This window comes from Nostoc sp. XA010 (assembly GCF_020829625.1).
Taxonomy (GTDB): domain Bacteria; phylum Cyanobacteriota; class Cyanobacteriia; order Cyanobacteriales; family Nostocaceae; genus Nostoc.
In genome coordinates this window covers 1-9713 of record NZ_JAIVFX010000081.1, presented here as the reverse complement: position 1 = coordinate 9713, position 9713 = coordinate 1, and the positions used below count along the sequence as shown (strand labels likewise).

Genomic DNA, 9713 nt, shown 5'->3' with positions numbered 1-9713 from the left:
GTAAGTCGTTTAAATTTCCTTGAAGTAAGCTGCTTGGCTCTCCAAAATTTCACTGCTAATTTAAGCCCCAATCATAAAGAAAGCAAATTTCTAATCATATCACAAAAAACTTTTGCAAGAGTTCTAAACTTTAAGCTACTAGCTGTACTTGCTAAAAAAGAACCGCCAATATTCAAGCTGGCATTGGAACCAAAAATAATGCCATTGGGATTAAGCAAAAAGAGGTTAGCTGCACCGTTAGCTCGAAGTAATCCGTCAATGTTAGAAATAGACTTACCTGTTACCCGGCTAATAATGTTTTGAATGTCTCCTGCATTGTTGAAGTAAACTGTTTTCCCAGTGGGGATGGAAAACTGGTCAAAGCTATGTAACAGATTGTTACCTGCTCTAGTTCCTCCATTGATAATGCTAATATCACTATCAACAGTAATGCCGGAATTGACAGGTAGCGTTGAATCTGGGATGATTTGTGCTTTTACTACTCCAGAATTCAACAAGCAAATCATTATGCTTACTTGGATAACTTTGGGAAAACTGAATATTTTCATGTTAATTATATAATCTTAATTTTCAGCTTCCAACTAAGGAGGAGAGACTTGGAAAGATAAAATCATGTATTGTAGTAATCCACGGCGACTAAGCCTCTCCAACCCTCTAGTTGCCCGGTAAGTTTCCTCATCCCCTTCTCGCCGCATTAATGAGTTAACTACTGGGTAAGTTGGTAGAGTATTACGAGTAATATTCTCTGTTTTTACTAGCTCAAAACCTGTAGCTTCAGCTAAATTTTTGTACTCGAAAATAGGACAAAAATTAACAGACCGAGAGCCGTAAGTACGAACAATAAGAGTTTTAATAGCTTTTTCTATTAATTTCCAGGTTCGGTAAAAAGCCTCAATAGGAATAAAATCACAAATCGTTAATCTTCCTCCTGGACGTAAAACTCGCCTTGCTTCCTTAAAGAAATTTTCGCGGCTAGAGAAAGCAAAAATAGACTCTACTGCAAAAACTACATCAAAATAACCATCAGGGAATGGTAACTGGCAAGCATCAGCGTAAATAAATTCTATGTGATTATCCGGTAGAGCCTGTACTATTGTTTCAGCTCTAGATAGCTGTTCTTTATTAATATTTATTCCGACTAAATGCATATTACAAAAACGTTCATTGAGAGTAGCAATGGTTCCTCCAAATCCACAGCCTACATCAAGAATGCTTAAACCATCCTGTACTTCTGCAACGTCAGTAACGAGACGAGATAAGTTCTCTGCCGCTACAGCAAAATCTGCAACCGAACCATTAGCTTGAGTTGGGTCAGACCAATAACCCCAATGTAAATGACGACCAAAAGCTAAAAGCGCATCAGCATCTCCTTCAGAAAATTTTTGTGGCAAGCTATCAAAGTAAGCTACACTAACTGAATTATTATTATTGCCGTCGCTCAAGATTTTTCTCCTTTACGTGAATAAGTACGTAGTCTGAATTTGATTTTTTTCTTCAATAATTGTAATATTTACTTCTATCTTACGTAGCTCTTGTTAAATAAGGACAGAACAGATATGACCTTATTTAAGCAAAACATGGAAAATAGCTCAAAAAAATTAATGTTGATAGATATTACAGTGTTATTGAGAATAGTTTGAATTTACAAGATATTGATAGTATACAGCAATCAATAACATGTCAATACTCTTGGAAGAAAAAACTACTATTTTGGTAATAATTATCTGCTTGATGAAAACTAATATAACGGTATAATTAGCTACTATAAAATTATAGCTATATTGTATAGTATAATTGAAATTTTTAGTTCCTTTGTAACCTTGGGACAGGCTGAGAATCACATCAAAGATTACCTCAGCGATCGCGCAAAAAGCTTACGAGTAAGCTAGTACTAATGGAAAGAAACTAGTAACGACCCAGATAACCCAGGCGAAATTCTAACAACGACTCTTGTACTCCAAACAAAGTCATCCAAAATGCAATACGCGCTGTCAAATAATCAAGTATTAGCCGTTGTTTTATCCGTGTGTTGAAGAGGATATTTTCTAGAATACGCTCAAATAGTAGGCATTTTGCAAAAGTAACAAATGCTAAGAAGTTTAGTATTTTGCTGTTGTGGTGGCTCTGGTATGGTGGTTTTTTAAAAAGTCTTATATTTGGTAGTGCCTTAAGACTGCAAAATATAAAAAGTAATGGAAAACCCCATCCAAGGTATTGTTGGGGGTAAAGATAAGAAACACTATATTCAATGATGACACAACTCAATATTTGTTCAACTACTATCAGCCTGGAGGTGGAATAATGAACAAACCACCATCTAGACGCAAGAAAATTACCCCCGCGACATCTGAGGAACCAAAGCTAGCAACCGACCCTGCTCCCGAAAATACTTCTATCCAAGACAACCCAGCCTCGGCAACTATCACGGTGACGGCTGTCGAAGTAAAAGAGTTGACCGACCAAGAACAAAGCTTACGCTTGCAATTAGAACGCCGTGTAGAACGTGCATTTTTAGAAGCGGGTCAGGCGTTAATGGAGTTGAGAGACAGACGGCTATACCGTTCCACGCACCGCACTTTTGAGGAGTATTGCCGCGAACGCTTTGGTTACAGCCGTGATGCAGCGTACTTGAAGATTTCGGCTACTGCTGTTTACGAGAATCTTCAAAAGTTTTTGCCGACCAATGGTCAGCAAATTCCAATGCCGACCAACGAACGACAACTGCGGTTTTTGGCAAAAGCTGAGTTGGAACCGTCTGTACAAGCGAATGTATGGCAACAAGCAGTAGAGCAAGCTGGGAATAAGATTCCTTCTGGTCGCATAGTGAAAGATGTTGTGGATAGGATACGCGAAAAGACGAAAGTACCCAATCCTTACCATATTGGTGAAATATGCATTCTTCTGCCCAAAGATAACCCAGACTTGAGAGGTAAAGCGGGTTATTGGGGAGTAGTTAGCCATGTTGGAGAATACAGTTGTACACTCCAGACATGGGACGGCGACTACACTGTAAAAATCGAACAGATGAAATCACTGAAATTACTTGATGAAGATTGCTTTTTTATGCAACAGTTATGTATACGGTTGCGCCAGTTAAATCAAGTGGTCAGCCGTGAAGAAGCTGTGGATTGGCTGTTGCAGGGGTTGGGGATTTTGCTAAACCGTATCTGTCATCCTTGCACGCTTTGCTGCTGGCGGCTGTGGAACGGGAGTACAAAATTGAGTGGAGGCAACAGAAATGATGGTGCAGCTAGGAAACAATAATTTAATGCAACAAAGTTCACTAAACTCGTTTAGTTTCAAATATTTCTCGCCACAATTCAAATTCCGGACAATTGCACCAAAGGGTAACGAACCCATCAAAAAGTTTAGTTTCTGAATTTTTAACTCCCCTTGGGAGAACTTGGATCAAGATAGGAATATCCAAATCACATTTCCAATTTTCTATTTCTTTCTGAAGTTGGGCAATAGTGTCTTGATGGAATCCTCGGTCGTTGTTGGAACACTGAACAAGTAAACATCCATTATCAGAATCTTTGACTCGCTTGATCGAGAAATTAATCTGCGTCCACATTGATTGGACTTCATTGAAAATATTAGGCAAACCATAGTGATTGCCTAATATTGCCTTTCGGCGTTTCGATTCACCCATAAGTCCCCCTCAGCAATACAAATTTTGACAAGGATGACGAAGAAGATTCCTTATCTTCTGACGACGAGTAAGCTCAGTAGCGCTCAGATTAACCCTCTGGGGATTATTAACTACTAATACTATTGTAACCATAAATCAAGGGTTTCAAGTATTTTGCACATTATTAGGATTGGGGATTTTGCCAAACCTTATCTGTTATCCTTGCAGGCTTTGCTGCTGGCGGCTGTTGAAAGGGAGTACAACCTTGCGTGGAGACAGCCAAAGTAAACTTGATTGTTAATGCAGCAATTCAAAAATTACCTCATTGTATGAAAGCGGTAAGCGAACGCGAACTCCGTCTGGTAGAGAAGACATTGCCGGAATGGCTTATCGCTTCAATGAAATGAATAGAACTCAATACTTGTTGCAATTGATGAGTTGAGAACAAGCCTAGTTTCATACCCAGTCTCGATATTGAGCTTGTCTCTGAGGGTAATGGCACTAAGTTAAGCTGAAAAGTATGCAGCGTAAGGATTGCAGGGGCGCAGGGGGGCAGGGGCGCAGAGGGGAATTTCTATTTCTTCTGTTCGTATGCCTAAAATTTCTTCTTTCAGATCGGGTAAATCGCTTAACTTACCAAATATAACTCTGTCTCGATTAGACCATTCATGATTTTGAATATTGCTAGTTTGATTAAAATCCCAAGGCGAAAACAGACCTTCGTTTAAATTACCATATAAAAGATTATCTTTAAATGTTGGATCACTTCTATATTTTTGAAGTTCGGCTTCACCTGGAAAGTTTAATGGTTGCGCTCTACTTTCATTAGCCATGTGGTTAATGACTATATCAGCATAGACTCGAATTTTAGGATCAGTCTCATGACATTTCTGAATCAAGTCAAGAAGTTCTTGTTTTCCTCCCAAATGAGATAAAAGAACTCGATAATCTTTCGGTTGGTAACGTTGCCACCATTGGTCGCCATTTTTATCTGAGTATAAGGGCGGAGGAATTAGGATTGCACCATAACCAGCATCATGAATTTTATCGACTGCATTGATAATATCTTTGTATTTACAATTAAAAGCATGAAAAATTACATCGCGCATAGTTTTAATTCCACATATTGCTGTTTATTTCAGCATAAGAATAACAATAGTAAAGAACTACAAAGTCTAAGCACAGCATTCCAGATAAAACTAGAAATTCTTTTTCAAACGGTTGCCCGCATCTTTTAGTTGAATCGTCACTTGTTATCATCTGTTTAAATTAAAGTTTATAAGCAATATACCAGCTAGCTCTACAGGTATTCCCGTTTTGGGAAAAGGTTGAGGTAAAAACAATGCTGTTATTGGTGATAGCGATGTCTACTTTTTATGGCTGTTGATGAACAATTCTAAAACTGATGATTAGCCAATAAACCTTACACAGAGCCAAAATTTACGTATTCATTTTCTATGCCTATGGCGTGGGGAATTTTATTTGTAAGGTTATGTCAGTACAAAATCTGTAATGCTTTTAGAGCCATTCTACTGTTCAGACAAAATAGGGATAGATATGACACATACTTTGTGCGTTGGCTTCCATCAATTGATAAAATCAGGATCGTAAATCTGATTTTCTGATTCTTTGGGGTAAGCAATGGAAGTGAAGAGCGAAGTGACAATTAAATTCAGTGGTTCACTACCAACAGCCACACCAGCAGAAAACAAAAAAGTTCAAATCTTATTGACTGACCAGAACGGCATAGTCTTCACCGCTCAACTTAACGCCAAAAGCTGGCGCAAAGCTGAAAGCAACATGGCTGAGTTTGCAGACTGGGCTGGGGCTGTATCCGGCAAGCTTGGTCAACGAACGGAGAACGGTTTTGAAATTATCGATGCGGGAATTCAGGTATTCGAGAAAAAGCCCAAGGAAGTCAAAGCAGAAGTAGGTGCTGCTGTATCTGAGGCTGGCGCAAGTTCATAGATATGTGAAAACTATGGTTAAGAAAAAAGATTTAGAAAAAATTTGTTTGAAACCACAGCCACTCAAGTTTGATGATTTTGTTGCCCGTTGCCCTGAGAAACTAGAACTCAGAGATGGATACATGGGACAGTCTAAGCAAAATGCCTTACAGCTACTAGCCATGCCTCCTCAGTCCTTCGGGTTGGTTGAAGCAGTCAAATTAGTGCCGAAAGAATTGTGGTTGGCGGCTATTAGGCAAGCTTACGGCGATACTCAAGATGTGGAAAACTGAAAATCAATCACCGATAAGGCTTCTCTAATGTTGGTTCACTCCAGTCTTGGATGCGATCCTACCTCAATTATTCAAATACCCAAATAGAACACGTAAATACAATGACTAACAACCCCGGCGGATTTTCAGTTGGTGGTTCTGTAGGCGGTAATGCCAATAATTTCCAAAGTGACGACAATCCAATCCAGTAGTGTAGGAAGATACAACAATGGCTGGCGATCGCAATATCAACACAGGTGGTAGCAACTATAACGAGCGTATTGAACGTGAAATACTGTTAAAGCAAGTCAGCACTGAAGTAGAAAGTCGGATAGAGAGTTCGCTGCATAATCGGGTTTATATTCCCTTAGATACAGAGCAAAACCCATATAATGTTGAATCACCTTGGCAGATGGAGGTTAAGGTAGGTTCTAAACCGAAAATTAATTTAAATAATACAGAAATTATTCAAATTTTTGACCAATCAGATATTGCTGGCAGATTATTAATTTTAGGACAGCCAGGAGCCGGAAAAACTACGTTGACTCTTAAGTTAGCTGAGGAGCTAGTCAAACGCGCTTACTCTGACCCATCATCTCCGGTACCAGTGCTATTTTCCTTGCCCACTTGGAGAAATGATAATCAAAGCATCAAAGATTGGTTGGTTGACCAGCTAAAAGAGAAATATGGGGTGCGGAAAGATATAGGGAAGGATTGGATAAATAATCAAGAAATTTTACCCATTTTAGATGGTTTAGACGAGTTAGCAGCAGAACGCCAGGAACTGTGTGTTCAAAAAATTAATGATTTCCTTCATCCCGGTAATTGGATTAATCCTTTAGTAATTTGTAGCCGAACAGAAGAGTATCAACACTATCAAACTTTACTACAACTAAATAACTCGCTGGAATTATGCCCATTTACTTCCCAACAGGTTCGTCAATACTTACAAAACACGGATAACGTAGACCTGTGGAATAGTATTAGTCAGGATGAAGATTTAACCCAATTAGCCAGAGTACCACTTCTGTTAAATATTATTGTTCTTTCTGCTCAAGAGATATCAGTACCAACGTGGCTGTCAATTAAGTCTTATAAAGGACGCCTTGCTTATCTATTTGATGCTTATATTCGTCGGATGCTCATACGCCCCTACGAAGATAAACAACCTCAGCATAAAAATACAAAAGTTTGGTTAAGTTGGTTGGCACAGGTGTTAATTGAGGAGGAATCAACAGAATTTTTAATTGAAAGGATGCAGCCGGATTTACTAAAAAATAAGTTTTCCGAAATTATTTATAATTTGATTGTTTGGGGAGTTATACAAGGGGTGATTTATGGGCTGATTTATGGGTTTGTTTATGGACTGATCGTAGGGCTAATTTCTGAACTGACTGGAGTGCTGACTGGAGGAATAATTCATGGGCTGATTTCTGGGCTAATGTATGGGGTGATTTATGGGGTGATTTATGGGGTGATTTATGGGGTGATTGGTAAGCATATAGACCATAAAATTCAAAGAAATACCTTAATTAATTTCCAGAGATTTTTTAATATAAAATGGCTGATTGGAGGGCTGATTTATGGGGTGAGTGGATGGCTGATTGGAGGGCTGACTTCTGGGCTGATTGGAGGGCTGATTTATGGGGTGGTTGGAGATAAAATTGAGGCAATTGAAACTCTAAACTTTTCTTTCTATAAAACTTTCCCAGGGCTGATTGTAGGGCTGATTTATGGGGTAATTGTAGGGCTAATTTATGGGCTGACTTCTGGACTGAGTTCTGGGCTGACTTATGGGCTTATTGGAGGGCTAATTTCTGGGTTGTATGGGCTAGAAATTGAAAATAAAACTATTCCTAACGAAGGGATTTGGCAATCAGTTAAAAATACGGTAAAGTTATCAGTATTTACTTTTGTACCGTCCACAATATTAATCTTTTTCATTTCCCGAATTATATTGAATAACAGTAGTTTAAATGAAGTCTTAATTTCTAGCTTAGTATCGGCATTATTTTTGGGATTATTGGTGGGCATACTTAGAAGCGGGGCACCTACTATTAAACATTTCATTTTACGTATAATTCTTTGGTCTAGTGGCTACATCCCCTGGAACTATGCTAAGTTCCTTAACTACTGTACAGATCGCTTATTGCTCCAACGTGTCGGTGGGGGCTACCGCTTTATTCACAAATTACTGCAAGAGCATTTCGCCGAAATGGATCTAAAACAGAGAGAGTTATAATCAATATCTGTTAACAACCTCAAAATAAAGCTTCGTTAAATAAAGCTCCGCTACAAAGCGGTTTAAGAGGATGTTTAAAAAGTATTTGGCTGTATCAAAGCACTTATTGATCCCCCCAATACCCAAGCCAGTCGCTCATGGGGGAAACCCCTGTTACCGCGCTCACTCCCCGATAAATTGGGGGAAAACCGGAGTCTAAGTTCCCCCATTTGTCAAGGGATTCAGGAGGTTCTAGAACTTTATGATACCTACAATAAGACTTTTCAAACATCTTGAAGGAGGAACTCAAGAGCTAGTGTATTTGTTGGAAATCCCTAAAGAGTAATCCAACAAACACACTAGCCCTGTTGAGGAACGCCAAGAAAAGCAATTTCCTCAACATTCAATACATTCAACGTGAACTGATCGCGCTTAATAGTGTAATTGCTCGAGCTGCCTAAAATAGTGTAATCACTTTTGAAATCAGGCAAAATTAGCTTGTCCGATCCCGAACCACCATTGATCGTGGCATTACCGTAACCAACATCAAATGTGTCGGCTCCATGTCCACCACGCCAACAATACCTTAAATCCTGACATCTCACCAGAAATATCAAACACCAAAACACTACAACACACTAATTTCACTAGGAATAAATACAATGAGTTATCCAAAAATCTGCCAAATAACACCTGGAGAGTACCAAGATGAGATTATCAAAATCAGTAAACATTATTCGATATTTGGTACTGAGAAAGCCTTACCAACTTACAGCAGTGGATTGTCTGAAGAAGTAGGTGAGGTAATGGGAATCATCAAATGGTATTTTAGAGGTGATGAAAAACCTGAAAACTTTAAAGAAAACTTGACTAAGGAATTAGGTGATGTAACAGCATACTTGGTCTTAATAGCAAAAGAGTTCGATATTAATTTTGAAGATATTTTGACTATGAATATTGAGAAATTGCAAAATATAAATAAAAATAATACTTTACTGGGTGGTGGTAGCGATATGTTAGAGGAAAACAAAAAAACTACTAAAGCTATGGCTATTGCGGCAAATAAAACTGACGATAAACATGATCAAGTTGTCAATAAAACGAAAAATAAAAATTCTGACAAATACATCGACATCGCTCCTGAATCGAAAGATAAACTTAAGCCTATTATTAAACAAGATAGCCAAATATATAGGATTGTCACTCTACTCATGAAAGGATCAACACTTGATGAATTTGAGAATGAGGGAATTAACATCGGAACCGGAAGAAAAGGATCGCGATCTTTCTTTGGTAATTATTTAAAAGAGAAGTGGGGATACGGTATCAAGCGTACTGTTGACCCGTCCGATCCTACTAACATCAATAAGTATGTGTTTCATCTACAGTTGCCCGAAGGCGTTGATCAGCCTATGTTTATTACGCGAGAGAAAAGTAAGAAAAAAGTTTAATGTGCCTAGAATGCCTGACGACCTCGATTAACACCCAATCCACCATACCCACAACACTCACCCCGCAGGGCAAACGCATCTTATTTACTAATAAAAACTAAGAAAGATTTCAAAATGACATAAATAATTGTAGAAATTAAGTAAATAATAAACAAAGTAAATCAATTATTTTCGCAATCTGTGAATTAGCTT

The 9713-nt window shown here is 38.4% G+C and carries 8 protein-coding genes and 2 pseudogenes; 5 read left to right on the top strand and 5 right to left on the bottom strand.

Annotated features, from left to right (window positions below; all coding sequences use genetic code 11):
- Positions 1–110 precede the first annotated feature (110 nt).
- Positions 111–506: pseudogene (locus LC608_RS35205) on the bottom strand (filamentous hemagglutinin N-terminal domain-containing protein); the annotation flags it as partial.
- Positions 507–581: 75 nt separating this feature from the next.
- On the bottom strand, positions 582–1442 hold the full coding sequence (locus LC608_RS35200) for a class I SAM-dependent methyltransferase (RefSeq protein ID WP_229557938.1): 861 nt from the start codon (positions 1440–1442) through the stop codon (positions 582–584).
- Between the two features lie 859 nt (positions 1443–2301).
- On the opposite strand from LC608_RS35200, the gene LC608_RS35195 reads away from it, so the two are divergent.
- A complete protein-coding gene (locus LC608_RS35195) occupies positions 2302–3264 on the top strand; it encodes a hypothetical protein (RefSeq protein WP_229557937.1) in 963 nt (320 codons plus the stop codon).
- 19 nt (positions 3265–3283) lie between these two features.
- Here LC608_RS35195 and LC608_RS35190 read toward each other — a convergent pair whose 3' ends face one another.
- Together LC608_RS35190 and LC608_RS35185 are read right to left on the bottom strand one after the other, a co-directional pair.
- Entirely contained in the window at positions 3284–3652 is a 369-nt protein-coding gene (locus LC608_RS35190; protein ID WP_196516678.1) for a hypothetical protein, read from the bottom strand.
- Positions 3653–4137: 485 nt separating this feature from the next.
- Complete coding sequence (locus tag LC608_RS35185) at positions 4138–4740, bottom strand: alpha-amylase family glycosyl hydrolase (protein ID WP_229557936.1); 603 nt, start codon at positions 4738–4740, stop codon at positions 4138–4140.
- A gap of 532 nt (positions 4741–5272) precedes the next feature.
- On the opposite strand from LC608_RS35185, the gene LC608_RS35180 reads away from it, so the two are divergent.
- From LC608_RS35180 to LC608_RS37940, 3 genes and pseudogenes are all read left to right on the top strand, one after another.
- Positions 5273–5599 carry a hypothetical protein gene (locus LC608_RS35180; protein WP_229557935.1) on the top strand — a complete coding sequence of 109 codons (327 nt, stop codon included), beginning with the start codon at positions 5273–5275 and terminating at the stop codon, positions 5597–5599.
- A 13-nt stretch (positions 5600–5612) separates the two neighbouring features.
- Entirely contained in the window at positions 5613–5870 is a 258-nt protein-coding gene (locus tag LC608_RS35175; protein WP_229557934.1) for a hypothetical protein, read from the top strand.
- A 208-nt stretch (positions 5871–6078) separates the two neighbouring features.
- Positions 6079–6789: pseudogene (locus LC608_RS37940) on the top strand (NACHT domain-containing NTPase); the annotation flags it as partial.
- A 588-nt stretch (positions 6790–7377) separates the two neighbouring features.
- Here LC608_RS37940 and LC608_RS37935 read toward each other — a convergent pair.
- On the bottom strand, positions 7378–7494 hold the full coding sequence (locus LC608_RS37935; RefSeq protein ID WP_374108491.1) for a PT domain-containing protein: 117 nt from the start codon (positions 7492–7494) through the stop codon (positions 7378–7380).
- Positions 7495–8732: 1238 nt separating this feature from the next.
- On the opposite strand from LC608_RS37935, the gene LC608_RS35165 reads away from it, so the two are divergent.
- Complete coding sequence (locus tag LC608_RS35165; RefSeq protein ID WP_229557932.1) at positions 8733–9521, top strand: nucleoside triphosphate pyrophosphohydrolase family protein; 789 nt, start codon at positions 8733–8735, stop codon at positions 9519–9521.
- The last annotated feature ends 192 nt before the right edge of the window (positions 9522–9713 follow it).